The organism is Rhodococcus sp. MALMAid1271, assembly GCF_049195265.1.
In the GTDB taxonomy this organism is placed as follows: Bacteria; Actinomycetota; Actinomycetes; order Mycobacteriales; family Mycobacteriaceae; genus Rhodococcoides.
Window position 1 is genome coordinate 74,354 of sequence record NZ_JBMIRQ010000127.1, and the last position, 17,700, is coordinate 92,053.

20 protein-coding genes are annotated in these 17,700 nt (G+C 64.2%); 6 read left to right on the plus strand and 14 right to left on the minus strand.

The genetic code is table 11. The features are described from left to right. Positions 1-34: 34 nt before the first annotated feature. The 4 genes from glpR to ACOQFP_RS25225 all read right to left on the minus strand — a co-directional run bounded on the left by glpR (position 35) and on the right by ACOQFP_RS25225 (position 4,015). Positions 35-904: a gephyrin-like molybdotransferase receptor GlpR gene (gene glpR, locus ACOQFP_RS25210; RefSeq protein WP_206490089.1), complete on the minus strand. Its 870-nt coding sequence runs from the start codon at positions 902-904 to the stop codon at positions 35-37. Between the two features lie 144 nt (positions 905-1,048). Next, positions 1,049-1,696, minus strand: coding sequence for a GNAT family N-acetyltransferase (locus ACOQFP_RS25215; protein ID WP_421585830.1), 648 nt, complete (start codon positions 1,694-1,696; stop codon positions 1,049-1,051). Positions 1,697-1,768: 72 nt separating this feature from the next. Then, positions 1,769-3,028: a gephyrin-like molybdotransferase Glp gene (gene glp / locus ACOQFP_RS25220; RefSeq protein ID WP_206490087.1), complete on the minus strand. Its 1,260-nt coding sequence runs from the start codon at positions 3,026-3,028 to the stop codon at positions 1,769-1,771. Between the two features lie 33 nt (positions 3,029-3,061). Continuing rightward, positions 3,062-4,015 carry a UTP--glucose-1-phosphate uridylyltransferase gene (locus tag ACOQFP_RS25225; RefSeq protein ID WP_206490086.1) on the minus strand — a complete coding sequence of 318 codons (954 nt, stop codon included), beginning with the start codon at positions 4,013-4,015 and terminating at the stop codon, positions 3,062-3,064. Between the two features lie 107 nt (positions 4,016-4,122). Here ACOQFP_RS25225 and ACOQFP_RS25230 point away from each other — a divergent pair, with 107 nt between their 5' ends. The 4 genes from ACOQFP_RS25230 to mscL all read left to right on the plus strand — a co-directional run bounded on the left by ACOQFP_RS25230 (position 4,123) and on the right by mscL (position 6,531). Then, positions 4,123-4,719: a 5-formyltetrahydrofolate cyclo-ligase gene (locus ACOQFP_RS25230; RefSeq protein WP_307830813.1), complete on the plus strand. Its 597-nt coding sequence runs from the start codon at positions 4,123-4,125 to the stop codon at positions 4,717-4,719. A gap of 144 nt (positions 4,720-4,863) precedes the next feature. Then, the gene (locus ACOQFP_RS25235; RefSeq protein ID WP_421585831.1) at positions 4,864-5,217 is read left to right on the plus strand and encodes an FmdB family zinc ribbon protein; all 354 of its coding nucleotides are present in this window, start codon (positions 4,864-4,866) and stop codon (positions 5,215-5,217) included. 89 nt (positions 5,218-5,306) lie between these two features. Next, positions 5,307-5,969 carry an SAF domain-containing protein gene (locus tag ACOQFP_RS25240; protein ID WP_421585832.1) on the plus strand — a complete coding sequence of 221 codons (663 nt, stop codon included), beginning with the start codon at positions 5,307-5,309 and terminating at the stop codon, positions 5,967-5,969. An 82-nt stretch (positions 5,970-6,051) separates the two neighbouring features. After that, positions 6,052-6,531: a large conductance mechanosensitive channel protein MscL gene (gene mscL / locus ACOQFP_RS25245; RefSeq protein WP_341245373.1), complete on the plus strand. Its 480-nt coding sequence runs from the start codon at positions 6,052-6,054 to the stop codon at positions 6,529-6,531. Between the two features lie 116 nt (positions 6,532-6,647). On the opposite strand, the gene ACOQFP_RS25250 is transcribed toward mscL, so the two are convergent. The 8 genes from ACOQFP_RS25250 to ACOQFP_RS25285 all read right to left on the minus strand — a co-directional run bounded on the left by ACOQFP_RS25250 (position 6,648) and on the right by ACOQFP_RS25285 (position 13,908). After that, positions 6,648-7,091, minus strand: a complete 444-nt coding sequence (locus tag ACOQFP_RS25250) for a hypothetical protein (RefSeq protein ID WP_206488278.1) — start codon at positions 7,089-7,091, stop codon at positions 6,648-6,650. A gap of 145 nt (positions 7,092-7,236) precedes the next feature. Next, positions 7,237-8,010 (minus strand): MspA family porin, encoded by a 774-nt coding sequence (locus ACOQFP_RS25255; RefSeq protein ID WP_421585833.1) that lies wholly within the window; start codon positions 8,008-8,010, stop codon positions 7,237-7,239. A gap of 565 nt (positions 8,011-8,575) precedes the next feature. After that, positions 8,576-8,779, minus strand: a complete 204-nt coding sequence (locus ACOQFP_RS25260) for a hypothetical protein (protein WP_421585834.1) — start codon at positions 8,777-8,779, stop codon at positions 8,576-8,578. Between the two features lie 10 nt (positions 8,780-8,789). Then, positions 8,790-9,287 carry a MogA/MoaB family molybdenum cofactor biosynthesis protein gene (locus ACOQFP_RS25265; RefSeq protein WP_206488272.1) on the minus strand — a complete coding sequence of 166 codons (498 nt, stop codon included), beginning with the start codon at positions 9,285-9,287 and terminating at the stop codon, positions 8,790-8,792. A gap of 89 nt (positions 9,288-9,376) precedes the next feature. Continuing rightward, positions 9,377-10,963 carry a trypsin-like peptidase domain-containing protein gene (locus tag ACOQFP_RS25270; RefSeq protein ID WP_421585835.1) on the minus strand — a complete coding sequence of 529 codons (1,587 nt, stop codon included), beginning with the start codon at positions 10,961-10,963 and terminating at the stop codon, positions 9,377-9,379. A 121-nt stretch (positions 10,964-11,084) separates the two neighbouring features. Then, entirely contained in the window at positions 11,085-12,530 is a 1,446-nt protein-coding gene (locus tag ACOQFP_RS25275) for a sensor histidine kinase (protein ID WP_206488268.1), read from the minus strand. Continuing rightward, positions 12,530-13,216, minus strand: coding sequence for a response regulator transcription factor (locus ACOQFP_RS25280; protein WP_206488265.1), 687 nt, complete (start codon positions 13,214-13,216; stop codon positions 12,530-12,532). Before ACOQFP_RS25280 ends, ACOQFP_RS25275 begins: the two co-directional genes overlap by 1 nt. A 77-nt stretch (positions 13,217-13,293) precedes the next feature. Then, complete coding sequence (locus ACOQFP_RS25285; RefSeq protein ID WP_341245179.1) at positions 13,294-13,908, minus strand: trimeric intracellular cation channel family protein; 615 nt, start codon at positions 13,906-13,908, stop codon at positions 13,294-13,296. Positions 13,909-14,022: 114 nt separating this feature from the next. Between ACOQFP_RS25285 and ACOQFP_RS25290 the strand changes: the two genes are divergently transcribed. Next, positions 14,023-14,304, plus strand: coding sequence for a PASTA domain-containing protein (locus tag ACOQFP_RS25290; protein WP_421585836.1), 282 nt, complete (start codon positions 14,023-14,025; stop codon positions 14,302-14,304). Here ACOQFP_RS25290 and ACOQFP_RS25295 read toward each other — a convergent pair. After that, on the minus strand, positions 14,301-14,729 hold the full coding sequence (locus ACOQFP_RS25295) for a VOC family protein (RefSeq protein WP_341245178.1): 429 nt from the start codon (positions 14,727-14,729) through the stop codon (positions 14,301-14,303). The two genes, ACOQFP_RS25290 and ACOQFP_RS25295, sit on opposite strands and share 4 nt — an antisense overlap. A gap of 76 nt (positions 14,730-14,805) precedes the next feature. On the opposite strand from ACOQFP_RS25295, the gene ACOQFP_RS25300 reads away from it, so the two are divergent. Beyond that, positions 14,806-15,822, plus strand: a complete 1,017-nt coding sequence (locus tag ACOQFP_RS25300) for a magnesium and cobalt transport protein CorA (RefSeq protein WP_421585837.1) — start codon at positions 14,806-14,808, stop codon at positions 15,820-15,822. Between the two features lie 12 nt (positions 15,823-15,834). On the opposite strand, the gene ACOQFP_RS25305 is transcribed toward ACOQFP_RS25300, so the two are convergent. Beyond that, entirely contained in the window at positions 15,835-17,553 is a 1,719-nt protein-coding gene (locus ACOQFP_RS25305) for a metallophosphoesterase (protein WP_421585838.1), read from the minus strand. Between the last annotated feature and the right edge of the window lie 147 nt (positions 17,554-17,700).

A 17,700-nucleotide genomic window follows, 5' to 3' on the forward strand; every position in this document is an offset into this window, starting at 1 on the left:
TCGGTAACACTAGCAAAGCCGCTCGCGACAGCCGCTACGCGCCCTGCGCTCTCCGCACGTCTCGACCGTCGTCCCGCGCTGCCTGGAACGGCTCCTCGTAGTGGTTCAGATGCTCGAATTCGGGATCCTCGTCGTCGATCTCGAGCACCACGGCACCGGGTCGACGCAGACGCTGCGGCACGAGCTCGAGCTCTTCGTCGGTTTCCGATTCCACGCCGAGTCGGGACCGGCCCATGCGTGTGAGCCGGCGGCGGCGCACCTCTTCCTCGATCTGCACCTGACGACGCAGGTAGTACAGATAGCCGGCGAGGGCGGCCACGGACAGACCGCACAACCACCAGATCGTCGGGGAGATGATGAAGGCCAATGCCGCGGTGGTGATCGCTGCGAACACCAAACCCAGTACCGCGCGTTGACGGAAGCTGTATCGCGCTGCCCGGGCGATCTGGTCTGCCTCGGGGTCGAACCCACCGCGGCCGCGTCGGCGCGGCACGAAATCGTCGTCGACCACTCCGCGTTCGTACTCGGGAGGGTTACCGCGCAGAGGTTCCTGTGTCGGTCCGTCGCGATCGAGGTCGTTCTCTCCAGCGTGAGTGTCCATCGGGTCCTCCGCGGTACCGGGTAGATCGGGTGAGTCTGATCGAACAGTGGCGAATGTCGTACCGAAGATCTCGCTGGCCGGTGCCGAGACCCGAAGGTCGTCCTCGGGTCTCCAGTAGGGATCACTGCGGTGGCCGGTCGCGGGGCCTCGCTGCTTGCGCTTGGTGCCACCCCGATGCAGAACACGAGTGGCCAGGGCCGCGTCGGTCGTCTGCATGATCTGTGGGCGCTTGGTCATCAGCATGGGAAGAAGAACGAAGAGCCAGACGGCCACGAGACCGATCCAGATGATCGAGTTCGGCATCGGCGATGTTCTCCTCCCGTGGACGACGGCGACAGTGAAAGACGTCCTCAGGCTATGCGGAGGAGGTACGAGAACGACGCAGACGCGCCGACTCGAATTACACTCCTGTCACTTTGACCACACGAGTGCCCGGACACGCGGAGCTCAGGCCCACGCTGCCCGGCCCGATCGGACCAACCGATCGACGACGGTTCCCTGCACCTCACCGGCGGTGATCGCGACGAGCTTGTGATCGCGCCATTCACCGTCCACGTCGAGATACTTGTAGAGCAGGCCTTCTTCGCGGAAGCCGACATTGCGCAGTACGGCTTGGCTGGCGAGATTCTCCGGCCGCACCGTCGCTTCCACGCGGTGCAGCCCGACGGGGCCGAAGCAGTGATCGAGTCCGAGCGCGAGTGCAGCGGTCGCGACGCCTCTACCGTTGACGTCCTTGGACACCCAGTAGCCGATCCATGCCGACCGGAGCGCCCCGCGGACGATGTTCCCGGTGGTGATCTGGCCGCAGAATTCGCCGTCGACCTCGATGACCATCGGAAGCATGTGTCCCTTACGTGCCTCGGACTTGAGGCCGGAGCACAGGGTGGGCCACGACGAGATGTGGTGCCGAGAATTCCAGCTGCCCTCGCCGCTGGGTTCCCAGGGCTCGAGGTGGGCACGGTCCTCGGTGCGGATCCGGCTCCAGGCGGCGGCGTCGCGCATCCGCACCGGCCGGAGTGTGACGGTTCCGGCCGCCACTCTCACTGGACCCAATTTCGCCGGCCAACCTGGGTGGCTCGACCACGTTCGCGGCATCAGACGATGGTATGCGCTGCGCGAAGCCGTGTGGTCGAGTGCCCTCTGCGGCGCTCGCGCATGCCCGTGGCGTCAGCCTCGCTGAGCCAGGAACGAGACCTTCACTTCTTCGCCGGTACGGATCTCGGTGACCTCCGGATCGATGACCACCAGGCAGTTCGCCTCGGCGAGAGTCGCCAGCAGATGCGAGGACGATCCGGGCGCGCCGCCGAGCGCCTGGACCAGGTACTCCCCGGTCCCCTCGTCGCGCATCAGTTGGCCGCGCAGAAATCCCTTGCGGTCTTCGATCGAGGTGATCGGTGCGACGGTTCGTGCCGTCACGGTCCGACGCATCGGCTGACGTCGGCCCAGGGCGATGCGAATCAACGGACGCACCATGACCTCGAACACCACGAGGGCACTGACGGGGTTGGCCGGCAGCAAGAAAGTGGGCACCTCGTCGCGTCCGAGTTGACCGAAACCCTGGACCGAGCCCGGGTGCATGGCCACTCGCTCGACCTCCATGTCGCCGAGCTCGCCGAGCGCCTCGCGCACACCGTCGGACGCCCCGCCCCCGACCGCCCCGGCGATGACGACGATCTCGGATCGAATCAGCTGACCTTCGACGACCTCGCGCATCCGCTTGGGGTCGGTGCTGACGATTCCGACGCGGTTGACGTCGGCTCCGGCATCGCGCGCTGCGGCGGCGAGTGCGTAGGAGTTGACGTCGTACACCTGGCCGGGACCGGGAGTTCGGTCGGTGTCGACCAATTCGCCGCCCACCGATATCACCGACAGTCGAGGCCGTGGATGCACCAGCACCTTGTCGCGGCCCACCGCCGCGAGCAGTCCCACCTGCGCCGCGCCGATGATCGTGCCCGCACGAACGGCAACGTCCCCGGGCTGTACGTCATCGCCGATCTTGCGCACGTAGTCACCCGAGCGGACCGGACGGAACACCTTGACCCGGGCTCGCCCACTGTCCGTGCGATCGAGCGGCAACACGGCATCGGCCAGCGTAGGTAGCGGCGCGCCGGTATCGACACGCACTGCTTGACGCGGCTGCAGCCGAATGGGTTGACGCGAACCAGCGGATACCTCGCCGACGACGGGCAAGGTCAGATCGATGCGTTCGTCGTCCTCGTTGCGCAGGTCCGTTCCGGCGGCAGCGACATCCACGCTGCGCACGGCGTAGCCGTCGATCGCGGCCTGATCGAACCCGGGAAGGGGACGCTCGGTGACCACTTCTTCGGCGCACAGCAGACCCTGTGCCTCCGAAATGGCGACTCGAACAGGCCGTGGAGCCACCGCCGCGGCGGTCACCCTGGTCTGCTGATCTTCGACCGAGCGCATCTGGCCCTTCCTCTAGAGCATCGACCCGCGATGCTATTCGTACGTCGTCAGTTCCGGTGCCCAGCTGTCACTCAAGCGTTCGTTCAGCCACTCGCGCAGCGCCGGACCGTAATCGTCACGTTGCAAAGCAAAGTCAACCGCAGCGCGCAGGTATCCCCCGGGATTTCCGAGGTCGTGTCTCGATCCGCGGTGCACCACCACATGGACGGGATGCCCCTCGGAGATCAACAGCGCGATCGCGTCGGTGAGTTGCAGCTCGCCGCCCGTACCCGGCTCGATGCGCCGCAGAGCATCGAAAATTGCTCGATCGAGCAGGTACCGGCCCGCAGCAGCCAAGTTGGACGGCGCGTCCTCCCGCTTGGGCTTTTCGACCATACCGGTGACCTTGAGAACGTTCGGATTGACCGCATCGGGGACGATCTCGACGGAGAAGACGCCGTACGAGGAGACCTTGTCGTCGGGAACCTCGATGGCGCACAGCACCGAGCCGCCACGCTTGGCCCGCACCCGCGCCATCACGTCGAGCACACCACGAGGCATCACCAGATCGTCGGGAAGCAGAATGGCGACCGAGTCCTCGTCGTCGTCGAGGACTTCCTCGGCACACGCAACGGCATGTCCGAGCCCGAGCGGCTCCTTCTGAACGACCGATTGCACGTCGAGCAGCTTGGGGGCCACCCGCACCTTCTCGAGCATCTCGAGCTTGCCGCTGGCCTCGAGCTTGCTCTCGAGCACGAGATCCTCGACGAAGTGCGCAACTACGCCGTCTTTACCGGGCGAGGTGACGATCACGAGTCGATGAGCGCCGGAATCTGCGGCTTCACCGGCGACCAGTTCGATGCCGGGCGTATCGACCACTGGAAGTAGTTCTTTCGGAACGGTTTTCGTGGCCGGCAAGAACCGGGTACCCATGCCCGCTGCAGGAACGATTGCGGTGCGAAAGTGCGCAGGCGTGGTGGCGGTCGTCGCTGTAACGGCTTCTGTCATGGTGCTCACCCTATCCGTGGTTTCCGGTGGTCTGCTCGCCGTGTGCTGCGTTCTGCCCGTGAATGCATATGGTTGAACGACTGCACAGGAAGGACGGACGAATCACTGTGACCAATCCCGAAACGGCGGAGAGTACGCCCAAGAATCGGTGGCGGGCACATGTCCTCGCCGAACGCCGACTGCTCGACGATGCGCAACGCGCGACGGAGTCCTCCGCACTCTGCCATGTCCTGGCCGAGTTGGCTGTCGAACACCCGAACGTGGCCGCGTACGTGCCGGTCGGCCGGGAGCCTGGTTCGATCGAGATGCTCGACGCCATGGCCGCAGCCGGGTCGACCGTTCTGCTTCCGAGCGCACACGAACCCGGCCCATTGCGGTGGGTGCGCTACGACGGACGAGAGTCGTTGGTGCGGGCACCGTTCGGGCTGCTCGAACCTTCGGGTCCGCTACTGGATCCCGACGCGGTCGCGGCCTGCTCACTGGTGCTCGTTCCGGCATTGGCGATCGATCGTCGCGGCACGCGATTGGGCCGGGGTGCGGGGTTCTACGATCGCACTCTCGATCTGTGCCGGTCCGATGCCCTGCTGGTCGGGGTGGTTCGCGACTCCGAGTTGGTCGAGGCTCTCCCGGACGAGCCCCACGACAGACGCGTCACTCATGCGCTGACCCCAGGCGGCGGGCTCATGCGTTTGAGGACGGAATAAGGCTCCGATTCGATCGGTTGGCACTCCTGACTGTAGAGTGCTAATGCTCTCCCCAGTTTCGACGAACAGACATAACACCGGCGGTGTTCGGCTTCGCCTCGTAGAGTGGCCAACCTCCTCGGTGACCAGCGCGGAGGAATCACGATGCCCACTTACTCATACGCATGCACCGAATGCGACAACCGCTTCGACATCGTTCAGTCCTTCACCGACGACTCGCTGACGGTGTGCCCTGCCTGCTCGGGCAAGTTGCGCAAGCTGTTCAACTCGGTCGGCATCGTGTTCAAGGGCAGCGGCTTCTACCGCACCGACAGCCGCGGCGGCTCCAGTACCTCGAGCGAGGGCTCGGGTGAGAACAAGTCCGGCGCTGCGGCTGCGCAGTCGGACTCGAAGTCGGAGAGCAAGTCCGATTCCAAGCCCGCCGAGAAGAAGTCCTCGGATTCGTCGTCGAGCAAATCTTCTTCGTCGTCCACTACGAAAGCTGCTGCAAGCCAGTAGCTGTCCGCTTCATCCACAGGCCGGGCTGTTATCCACAGCCCGGCCTTTTCGGCGGCCTGGGCGCTCGGGTCGGCTCTACCGTTTCGACCATGGCCGCTGGCAAGAATCGACTCGACTCCACCCTGCTCGATCGCATCACGGTGCGCCCCGCATGGGTCGACTCGACGAAATTCAGACGCATCACGGCAGGAGCGTTGGTGGCGCTCGCCGCTGTTCTGTTCGCCCAGGACAGTATCGGCGACAACCGAGTACGTGTGGTCACCGCAGGACGCGACCTGACGCCTGGAACCGTACTGACCTCAGCCGATGTAGCCGTCGCGCAGTGGGATTCGGCCCTCGTGCCCGAGGGTGCTCTACTCGACACCGGAGGCGTGGACGGACAGACGCTCACCGGACCCGTACGCGCGGGTGAACTGCTCACCGACGTACGCCTACTCGGATCTCGGATGGCCACGACCGCACTGGGGACCGAGGGACGCGTCGTACCGGTGCATCTCGCCGACGCTGCCGTGACCGAACTCCTACGTGAAGGCGATCGCGTGGACGTGTTGACCGTCGAGGCTCGAGAAGACCCGAACGCCGTTCCTACCGCCCGTGTGTTGGCTTCGGGCGCGGTGGTCGTACTCGTCTCGGCCGACGCAGGTGGCACCCGGGCGCGAGATCGCGTGGTACTGCTGGCACTACCGACCGAGGATGCGACGGCCGTGGCGGCTGCATCACTGGTCAGCGCCTTGACCGTGACTGTGCACTGATGAGATGTATGCGGGGACGACGAGCCACATCTGAGTTAACGTTCCCCGAGGGAAAACAAACCGAACGATGGGAGACATGCTCGTGCTGAAGGGCTTCAAGGACTTTCTACTCCGCGGCAATGTCGTGGACCTCGCAGTTGCAGTGGTCGTCGGCGCGGCATTCACCGCCATCGTCACTGCGTTCACCACCAACATCATCAACCCTCTGGTCGCGGCGGTCGGCGGCAGCAACGAACTCGGCTGGGGTGTCAGGATTCTGTCGGACAACGACGCCACGTTCATCAACATCGGTGCAGTCGTCACCGCGATCATCAACTTCATCATCATCGCGGCGGTCGTCTACTTCGTGCTGATCCTGCCGGTGAACACCGCGAAGAAGCGCTTCGTCAGTCAGCCCGCGAAGGAACTGAGCGACGTCGACGTGTTGGTCCAGATTCGCGACATGCTCGCTGGCGGAACCGTTGCGGGACAGAAACTGTCCACCTCCGCCGACACCACAGGAGGGAGCGGAGACGCGCTCGACTCGTCCGCCCCGGATCTCGGGAAGCACTCGAAGGACTGACTCACTGGCCTGTCTCTGTCCCTGCGTACAGTTGCGGGCCCTGTTTCACCAATGAATGCGCCTTTCACACACTCCGAGCGTGTGAAAGGCGCATTCATTCGTTGGTGGGTGAGTGCTCAGTTGGTGAAACTGGACAGCGGCAGTGTGTCGAGCGTGATCGTGGTGCCATCGGCTTCACATGCCGAGGCCACGGCCGCGGCGTTGTCGACGAAGGCCTTCCCGGACTCGCTGTCCGTGGTCGACAGATCGAGGGTGTCCGCCGGCAGTCCGTCGCTGAAGGTTGTCAGCGAGCTGGCAACCTCGCCCGACGCGGTGCTCGGCAACGCCTTCAGCTTGTCGACGGCGGCCTGCTTGTCTGCGGTCCATTTGTCGATGTTCTCGGCGGAACCCGGCCCTGCATCGACGAGGCCCACGAACGCATTGTGGTCGGTGGCGAAGGTGTTGCAGACGTCCGAGTTCTCACCGGAGGCTGCAGAATCGTCGCTGCTGCAACCGGCAGCGAAGCCGAGAGCAAGGACAGCCCCTGCAGCGACAACTGTGAAACGGGCTTTCGAGTGCATCTTTGCTTCAGTGCCTCTCTGTACAAGTCTGATTATCGTGTTCCGAACATAGTTCAGGCCCGCACGGAGTGATCCGTGCGGGCCTGAACTTGTCTCGATTTACTGCAGGTGACGCTATGTCACCGAGCTACAACCGATTCGGAAATCAGTTGAGGCGGACCGGGACGCCGTAGGTGATGGCCGTGTCGCCCGTTGCGCTGGTCAGCGAAACGTACGGACGGATCGTGACGTTGCCCAGGATGCCGGTGGCGGTGCCGTGCAGGTTCGCGACCTGGATGGATCCGCTGGTGCCTGCTGCGTCACCCTCGGACGAGGTGATGTCAGCCGAGTCGTTGAGCACTGCGTATGCGCTCTCGGACTGGACGACGCCGGGGCCGTTGGTCAGTGCGATGGTGCCGGTGGCCTGCGGGATCAGCTGAACGCCGACGTCGAGGCCACTGGTGGAGGTGCCGGTACCGGTGAGCGGTCCGATGACAGGCGCGCCGCCGGTCAGCGGGAACTCCCCGGTGATGCTGGACTCGTTGCCCGAGCCGAGGTTGAACTCAGCGGAAGGCGAAGACCACTCGACGGTGACTCCACCGTTGAGGCTCAGCGGGTAGCCGATCTGGTAACCGATCTTGAGGGTGCCCTCGAAGTCGTCGGCCGTGGGGCCCTGGACATCGTAGGAAGCGCGGCCGTTGGCGAACCACTCACGGGTGAGCGGGCTGCCGTCGAGCGGGGCGACACCGTTGATGAAGGTGTCGGACAGCGTCACCGTGATGGTGTTGCCATCGTTGTCGACGATCGAGTTGGAGCTGTCGACAGCGGCGGAAGCGGTTCCGGTACCGAGTACCAGGCCGACTACCGAAGCGCTGGCAGCAACTGCGACGCTCATGGACTTGAGTCCCCGGCTGCGCCGCGACTTCTGGATCTCCGTCATTTACTTCCTCATCATGTTCAGTCCCAGCGCGGTGTCGCACGGGGAAGCTTGTGGCTTTCACCCTCGAACTAGTTCGTACGCAACGATGCGTACGAGCCCGAGCCGGATGGAGCCGTGAAGGCCACATCCTCGATCCTGCAGTTCCGCGTTCGAGGGCGCGGCACCGGTCGGTCCCACGCCCTCACTGTCGGAAGCTGAGGGGAACATTAGAGGAGATGCCCGATCGTGACAATCCCTACGTTTGGAAGCGGAATGTTACTGCGGCGTGATGTGTTTCGGCAGCGTGAACAACTTTCACAGCGGAGTTAGCGGTAACCCGCGTCACACCATCTGTCGAGCCAACCGAACTGTTACACCGACCCTCGGCCAGTAAACCGACTCTGAGATGGGAAGACGCAGACAGTGCCGCGTCCGGATCGGACGAAAAGTCCGGTCCGCACCACGCGCAGATACGCGACTTTCGGGCCCTGCCGTCGTAGCTACTAGCGGGTAGCTCACTAACGTCAGGTAAACGAGTAACTAACAGACCTGTCATTCCGGACAAGAAAATGTGTTGTGGATCACATCAGAAGTAATGAGGTGGTCGCTGTTGGTTCAACCATTCGTCCGACGCGGACCGGCCGCTTTCGGCTCCGGAATCGCCGTCCCGTTCGTCGCCGGTCGTCTCCGGCAGCACCTCGCCGAAGATACGAGCGAGCCGGGCCCGTTCTACTCGGGCCCGGCTCGCTTCGTCTTCGGCCGCTCGATCCTCGCTCGGCTCGTGATTCATATCGATATCGCTACGCGTCCATCCCCGACAGCTCGGCGATGACTTGACTCGCCAACGGAGTCAGAGTGGCCATGCCGTCTCGGATGGCGGCGCGCGACGACGCGAGATTGACCACCAGGGTGCTCCCGGAGACACCGACGAGCCCTCGGGAAAGCCCCGCGTCCAGTGATCCCGCCGCCAGTCCCGACGAGCGCAGCGCTTCGCTGATACCCGGAATCTCGCGATCGAGTATCTCGGCGGTGACATCGGGAGTCACATCGCGCGGCGACACACCCGTGCCACCGACCGACACCACCAGATCGACCCCACCGATCACTGCCGTGTTGAGCGCATTTCTCACGTCCACTTCGTCCGATGTCACTGCAACGACACCGTCGACGAGAAAACCTGCTTCGGTCAACAGTTCGGTGACGAGCGGGCCCGTCGAGTCCGTCTCGTTGCCGTGCGCTGTTCGGTCGTCCACGATGACGACCAACGCGCGCCCTGCCAGTGGTGCGTCGAGTTCCATACCGCTCACCGTAGTAGTAAGGCCTCCGCCCGGCTCACGCTGTGCGTAAATCGTTGCAACCGTGCTGTGTCTGCCCGCTTCTCCGAACATCAGCGACCTCCGGGGAACGACGGGATCTGGAAGGGCAGCTGCTGTTCCTGCTGCTGGGGCTGTGCAGGAGCCGGCTGCGCCGTTCCGAGCGTCACCTTCGCAGTCTTCTCGCTGCCGCCGTCGGTGTAGGTGATGGTCACCGTGTCTCCAGGCGCGTGCGATCGGACCGCCGCGATCAATGCATCACCGCTGGCGATGATGCGATCGTCGACCTTGGTGATCACCGCTCCCTGCGGAATTCCGGCCGCCGCAGCGGGACCACCGTCGGTGACCGCGACGACGGTCGCGCCGTTGGCATCATCCTGAGAGGGCACCTGAACCCCGATCATGGCCTGGGTGGCTTTGCCGGTGGAAATGAGCTCGTCGGCGATGCGCTTGGCCTGATCGACCGGAATCGCGAAACCGAGTCCGATCGAACCGCTCTGTGCGCCCGACCCCTGACCGCCGCCGAGCGTAGCGATCGCGGTGTTGATACCGATCAGCTGTCCTTCGGTGTTGACCAGGGCCCCACCGGAGTTGCCCGGGTTGATCGCGGCATCGGTCTGGATGGCATCGATCACGGAGTTCTGGTTTCCGGACTCACCGGATGTCGACACCGGACGGTTGAGCGAGGACACGATCCCGGTGGTGACCGTTCCGGCCAAGCCGAGAGGCGACCCGATCGCAACCACCTGCTGGCCGACCTCGAGATTGGACGAGGTACCCAGCTGGATCGGAGTCAGATTCGACTTTCCCTGGGCCTTGATGACGGCCATGTCCGACACAGGATCGGCACCGACGATCGTGGCATCGGCCACCGACCCGTCGGAGAACGCAACGGTGAGCTTGCCGTTGGCACCCGCACCGGTCGCAACATGGTTGTTGGTGAGGATCAGACCATCGCTGCTGAGGATGACGCCTGAACCCTCACCCTCCTCCTGGGAGCCCTTCACCTGAATCTGCACCACGCTTGGCAGAACCTTGTTCGCGACGGCCTGCACCGAGCCGTCGGGGAAGTTGGCCGCCGGTTGAGCGGCAGTGACCGTCGAGTTCAACGAGTTTCCGACTCCCCCGCCGTTCCCGTTGGCATTGTTGGTTGCGATCGCCCCGACGGCACCGCCGATTCCGCCGCCGACCAGAACGAGGGCGATGGCCCCTGCCACCAGCGCCGACCTACCCGAACGTGTCTTGGTCACGCCCGGTGCCGGGTTCGATTGCGCGGCAACATGCTGCGGCTGGGCATGCTGAGCGGACTGAGGGTCGCCCTGCTGGCCGTACGGCCCATATCCCTGCTGGTAAGCGCTGTGTCCGTACCCGGCATACTGCTGCGGGAAGGCCTGCTGCGGAGGCTGAGTCCCGGGATTCTGAGGTCCTGAGTGCTGAGGTCCTGAGTGCTGAGGTCCCGACTGCTGGGGCGGGAGCTGCTGCGTCGGATACTGCTGCGTGGGCTCCTGCTGCGTCGGATGCTGCTGCGTCGGATGCTGCTGGGCCGGTTCCTGCTGGGTCGAGCGGTTCTGCTCGTCGCCGCCCGAAGCCCGGTTCGCCGGATGCTGCTCGCCACCGGCATTGCGTCCCGGCTGTTCGGATTCGTTACGGTCGTCGCTCATCGTTTGTGCTTCCTTCAGTAGAGACCTCATGACCGAGGTCCGCCCGCCTTCTTGCTACTCACTGTGCAGGGCGGTACTGAGAGCGCGCTGAGATCCGGCTATCAGTTTCCCGAGAGTGCTGTCAGATTTCGGACAGTGCTCGTGGATCCGGAGCACCCTCGCCCGGCAACACGATTCGGATCAGTGCGCCGCCGCGCTCGGACACCTCGACCCCGATCGTGCCGCCGTGCTTGATCACCACCTGTCGCACAATGGCAAGTCCCAGACCGGATCCGGGCATCGAACGCGAGGCCGTGGAGCGGTAGAAGCGCTCGAACACCAATTCCCGATCTTCCTCGGGTATGCCCGGCCCGGCATCGTCCACGGTCAACTCGAGCAGGCCATCACCGATCTGCCGCATAGCAATTCGCACTTCGCCGCCGCTCGGGCTCCACTTCGCAGCATTGTCGAGCACGTTCAACACAGCCCGCGACAAGCCCGCTTGATCGCCGTAGACGAACCACGGCATCAGCGTCGCATCGAAATCGATCTCGTTGCGGCGACGGCGCGCTCGCTCGAGGCTGCGTTCGACGGCGTCGGCGAGATCGACGCGCTCGAACACCGTCTCCGGCGCATCCTCACGCGCCAGATCCACCAGATCTCCTACCAACGTTGACAGTTCCTGGATCTGCGCCACCACATCTGTGCGCAACTCCGCCATGTCCTCGTCCGGAATGGACGGAGCCCCCGGGCGTCCCGCCGCGATGAGCAACTCCATGTTGGTCCGAAGCGATGTCAACGGAGTCCGAAGTTCATGACCGGCGTCGGCGACCAACCTGCTCTGTCTGCCACGAGATTCTGCGAGAGCGCGCAGCATCGTGTTGAAGCTCTCCGTCAAACGCGCCAGTTCGTCGTCACCGGTCACCGGGATCGGCGTCAGATCGTCCGTGCGTGCCACCCGTTCGGCCGCAGCGGTCAATCGAGCGATCGGTCGTAACCCGGTGCGCCCCACGGCCATACCGGCACCCGCGGCCAGTACGACACCGCAAGCACCCACGATCAACAGAACCCAGGCGAGGCGATCGAGCACCTCGCCGGTCGGCAGCAGTCGCTGGGCGATGACGAGCGTGCTGCCGTCCGTGGTTCTCTGCGCAAGCACCCGCTGGTCGTCGAGAGTGCGCAGCGAGAAATCCTGATCCCCGCGGACCACGGCGAGTTCGGCATCACCGATCGGCACCTTCGGCCCCGGCGGGTTGTAGCTGGACATGTCCGGATAGATCAGTGCCACGCTCACATCGGTGCTGTACAGCGTGGCACCGGCCACGAATCGTGGGTCGTAGGCAACCAGAGTGGACTCCGCCAATGCCGATGCACGCGAACGCAGTTGCGCGTCGACATCGCCGTACAGTGCCCGCGAGACGACGGTGTACGCGGCAATGGCCATGACCGCCACTGCGATTGCCACGACCGAGGCCGCGAGCAACGTCACTCGCCAGCGCAACGACACCGACCGAGTCAGCGGCGTCGGCGGCCGCATCGGCGTCGGTGCCGAACTGTCGGCCGTCCTACGTCCGAAAGACGTGACCATCACGGAGGCGTTTCGCGCAGGACGTATCCGACACCGCGAACGGTATGGATCAACCTCGACTCCCCCTCCGCCTCGGTCTTACGCCGCAGGTAACCGACATACACTTCCAGCGCATTGCCCGACGTCGGAAAGTCGTATCCCCACACTTCCTCGAGGATTCGGCTCCTGGTGAGCACTCTGCGCGGATTCGTCATCAGCATCTCGAGCAACGAGAACTCGGTTCGGGTGAGACTGATGGAGCGGTCGGCACGTGAGACCTCACGGGTGACCGGATCCATCGACAAGTCCGCGAACGTCATGGTCTCCGAGTCGAGGCCCGCTTCCATCGCCGTCCGTCGAAGCAACGCGCGTAGCCGAGCGAGCAGCTCTTCCAGCGCGAACGGCTTGGGCAGATAATCGTCGGCACCCGCGTCGAGACCGGCCACCCGCTCGGACACCGAATCGCGTGCCGTCAACACCAGGATGGGCAGGTCGTCGCCGACACTGCGTAATCGCCTGCACACTTCGAGACCGTCGAGCCTCGGCATCATCACGTCCAACACCAATGCATCGGGACGCGCCGCCGCGACCTGTTCGAGGGCGTCGAGGCCGTCGACCGCCAGGTCCACGGTGTACCCGTTGAACGTCAGCGACCTGCGCAGCGACTCGCGCACCGCTCGATCGTCGTCGACTACCAGTATCCGCATCCGTACAGTTTGTCCTGGTCGACTGAGACACGGCTGAGAGGGGTGGTCGGTCGGGACCGATCACGGTGTCACCGCGATCAGAGAGTGGGCAAGTTGCGCGCCTGAGGCAGGTTCCACTTTCGCCAGAGCGCGAGCAATCGCAGGCCCGTCGCCAGTACCGTCCCCACCACCAATCCGAGATTCTCCGGGAGCGCCGCAGCATCGGCTACGACGACCGACGTCGCTCCCAGCAGCGCCGGTAGGGCATACAGGTCGCGGTGCAGCAGCAACGGCACCTCGTTGACGAGGACGTCTCGAATGACCCCGCCTGCCACTGCCGTCGTGGTACCGATCAGTGCTCCCGAGAGCCCGCTACCGCCGACACCCAGCGCAATCGTGGCACCGGTCGAGGCGAACAGGCCCATCCCGAAAGCATCGAGAACGAGTACGCCGCGGCGCAACTTACCCATCTGCCGGTGCCCGATGAACACCACCAGCGAGGCGAAGAACCCGACGACGACGTTCGGCCAGGTGTCCAGGGACGTCGGCGGATGTATCCCGAGCAGGAGATCACGGATGATGCCGCCGCCGATGCCCGTCGTGATTCCGACGACGCACACCCCGAACAGGTCGAGTCTGCGATGCACACCGACCAACGCACCGGACGCTGCGAACACCGCAATACCGACGTAACCGAGGAGGTCGAGAAGCACCGATCGAGCATGTCATGCGACTGACAGCAGTCTCACAGCAACATCGAACCACCGTCTCAGGCTCCGGGCGCATGGTTGCAGAGTCAGAGATGGCCGACGAGTGAGGACGACGACATGGGTACCGGATTCAAGAGAACAATTGCCACCCTCGCAGTGGCAGGCGCACTGACCCTCGGCGGCGGCGCAATCGCCGAGGCCGCGCCCGAACGTGCGACGGTTCCAGCGGTGGCGGGGATGAGCGAATCCTCCGCGCTGCAGGCGTTGTCGGATGCAGGTTTCACCGACGTCACCGAAGACTACGACCGGCCCGACGCGGCGGTGGTCGGCACCAACTTCCCGGCCGGCACCAAGGTCAACGAGAACGCCACGATCCTGGTGATGGTCGGTGCCGGCTAACTCAGCCGGACGGTCCCGTCGTCGTCGACCCTCCAACCGGGGTTGTGGCAGATTTCCCAGATCACTCCGTTGGGGTCGGCGATGTGGGCGTGATAACCCCCGAAGGACGTCCGCGCCGGCGTCTTGATCGGTGTGCCGCCCGCCTCGACGGTGGCCGCGAACACCGAGTCGACAGCCGCGTCGTCATCGACGTTGTGCGCCAAAGTGACCGAACCGAGGTCGTGTGATCGCGGCGAGCGCCCCAGGTCCTCGTCGAACGCGGTGGCGTCGTACAGGCCCAGGACCGAACCGGGACCGATCTGGAAGAACAGAATCTCCCCCGGTACGTCCAGCAGCGGTGACCAACCGAGGCCGTCGCAATAGAACGTTCGGGCCGCGTCGAGACTCACCGTGGCCAGGGTGGTGAAATGCACTCGCTGCTGCATGTCCCCATTGTTCCAGGCGATAGTGTCGCGGGGGTGCCGTCCGGCACACTTGTTTCGCGAACAGAGGTGACCCGAAGTGCCGATCGTCGACAACGCCGTCTACGTCGAGGGCAAGCGAACCGCGAACCCCGAGAGCCTCGATATCACCTTCGAGTGCGTGCGAGATCGCCACGGGATGGCATGGATCGGCCTCTACCGACCTGAGATCAGTGAAATCAATGCGGTGGCAGACGAGTTCGGACTGCATCGATTGGCCGTCGAGGACGCCATTGCCGCGCATCAGAGGCCGAAGCTCGAACGCTACGCCGAGCAACTGTTCGTCGTACTGCGCCCGGCTCGATACATCGACGAGACCGAGAAAGTCGAATTCGGCGAGCTGCACATCTTCCTCGGCGCGAATTTCGTGGTCACCATTCGGCACGCCGAATCGCCCGAGCTGGTAACGGTGCGACACCGGCTAGAGGAAGCACCCGAGTTGCTCGGACTCGGACCCGAGGCCGTCCTGTACGGCATCCTCGACCAGGTGGTCGACGAGTACGTGCCCGTCATGGAGGGCCTGCAGAACGATATCGACGAGATCGAGGATCAACTGTTCACGGGCGACCCGACCGTCTCCCGCCGCATCTACTCGCTCTTGCGCGAGGTGTCCGAATTCGACCGTGCAGCAAAGCCTCTGGTCGAGATGATCGAATCACTCAAGCGTGGATCGGACAAGTACCACGTCGACGTCGAACTGCAGCGCAACCTGCGCGACGTGCTCGATCATGCGATACGCGTCGCCGATCGCATCGAAGCGTTTCGGTCCAATCTCCAGAACGCGATGACCGTGCACTCCACCATCGTGGCGCAGCAGCAGAACGAGGAAATGCGCAACATGACACAGGTCAGCCTCGAACAGAACGAGCAGGTCAAACGCATCTCGTCTTGGGGCGCAATCCTTTTCGCACCGTCGCTGATCGCCGCCATCTACGGAATGAACTTCCACGACATGCCCGAGTTGACGTGGCATCTAGGCTATCCACTCGCACTGATCGCCATGGTGATCTGCTCGAGTGTGCTGTACGTGGTGTTCAAACGTCAGAAGTGGTTGTAGTGCCTACGGCAGTCAGGACGAACCGAACCTCGGGCCGATCGGAATGTCCCGCTGGAAGGTCAGCCGATCGAATTCGTTGCCGTATTCGTCGATGGCCCCGATGATCATCCTGCTGGGCGTGATCCCCGGAATACCCGGTACCACATCGACTCTGACGAACGAGTAGTTCAAGAATCGCACTCGCGACCACGTGATGGACTCGGCCGACTTGGTGCCGTCGGGTGCCCAGACGTAGCTGTTCGGCACTGCGGTGTCGGGCAGTTCGTTGCCGCGGTAGCTCACGCCCTCTCCGTCCTGGAACGTGTACCGGGGACGACCACCTCCGCCGACGGTGTAATACACGGTGCCGTCGGACTTTCCGTTGACCGTGGCATTGTCTCCGGCGACGCGGGTCGCGCGGTTCCCGCGGAGCGGGTCGGTGCGCTCGAAGACGTGATTGTGGGCCTGGAGCACCACATCCACCTCGTACCTGTCGAACAGCGCGACCCAGGCGTCGCGGACGCCACCGTCGCTGGCGTGCGTCGATGTGGTCGAGTAGGCGCAGTGATGGAAGAAGCAGACGATGAAGTCGATGTTCGGATCGGCGCGGTACTTCGCCAGGGTCTGCTCCACCCAGGTGTTCTGGGCTCCCCCGCTGTAGCCGGTGTTGGCCTTGATCTCGTAGCTGACGTCGTTCGCGTCGAGCGAGAGAATCGCAGTGTTGCCGTAGACGAACGAGTACACCGACGGGCATCCCGCGGGACCGTTGGTCGGCTGGTCGAGGCGGGCCGCGTGTCCGCCGTATCCGTTGGGACTGTACAGCGCTTCCATGTCGTGATTGCCGGTGGCGAACAACCACGGTGCAGTGGAGGCACTGGCTTCGATCGCCTGGAAGTAGCCGTCCCAGACGAAGGGGTTGAACTTGTCGAATCCCTTCGGCGGTGTCTGACCGTGCTTGGCGAACCGAGGCGGAAGGCCTGCACCGGACGGGTCGGCGTAGGCGATGTCGCCTGCGAGGATGTGAAAGTCCGGGTGGGACGCCTCGATCTGCCGATTGATGTTGCGAGCGTGCTTGATCGAGGGTTCGTTGTCCGCCTTGTAGTACTGGTCGTCGTAGTCGCCGGCGTGCAGACCCGCAGGCTGCGAGGGTGTTTCGTCGACACCCTGATCGCCCATCATGGTGAACCTGAACGGTGCGATCCGGCCGGCAGGCAGAGCAGGCGAGGCACAGCGAGTGTCGCTGACGAAGCCGTCTGCCGTGCGCCAGCGGTAGTAGTGCGGCAGCTTCGGCGTGAGATTGTCGACGGGGACGTGCACGTAGAACTGCTCGGCCGAGAGGATTCCGCCATCGATCTGCGGCACCTGGCTGATCAGATTGCGCACCTCCGCGGAGGTCGTCGCACCCAACGCAGGTGTGGGGCCGTGATCGAGAAACACGCCGGTGATCCCGGGATTGCGTGAGAGTTGCGCCGAGAACCGGAGCTGAGTCGCGGCATCGTTTCCGAATCCCATGTGCCGACCGGCCACCGCCAGCGGAGCGTCCTGGGCGTAGGCGGTGCGCGCGAACACCGAATTCCCGACGCCTACCGCGGCGGCAGTCGCAGCTGCTCCCACCAGGAAATTGCGACGACTGACCGGGTGGCGACGAAGGAACGATCGGTGCCAGTCGTGCTGCTCGGCCATGGTCATGTTCTCGGCGAGCGTGCCCGGGATTCCGGTCGCGACGGTCTCGCCTGTGGGATTGAGCGTCATACGTCGATGGTGGCGGCGACGCCCCCTCTATCCGTTAACCGAGCGAAGCAGTTGTGTGAACAGCCCGAGAACACCGATGCACAACGGGACGAACGAGGACAATCGGGCTACGCCCGTCGTGCGCCTTTTGCGTACCTGGAGGTACGC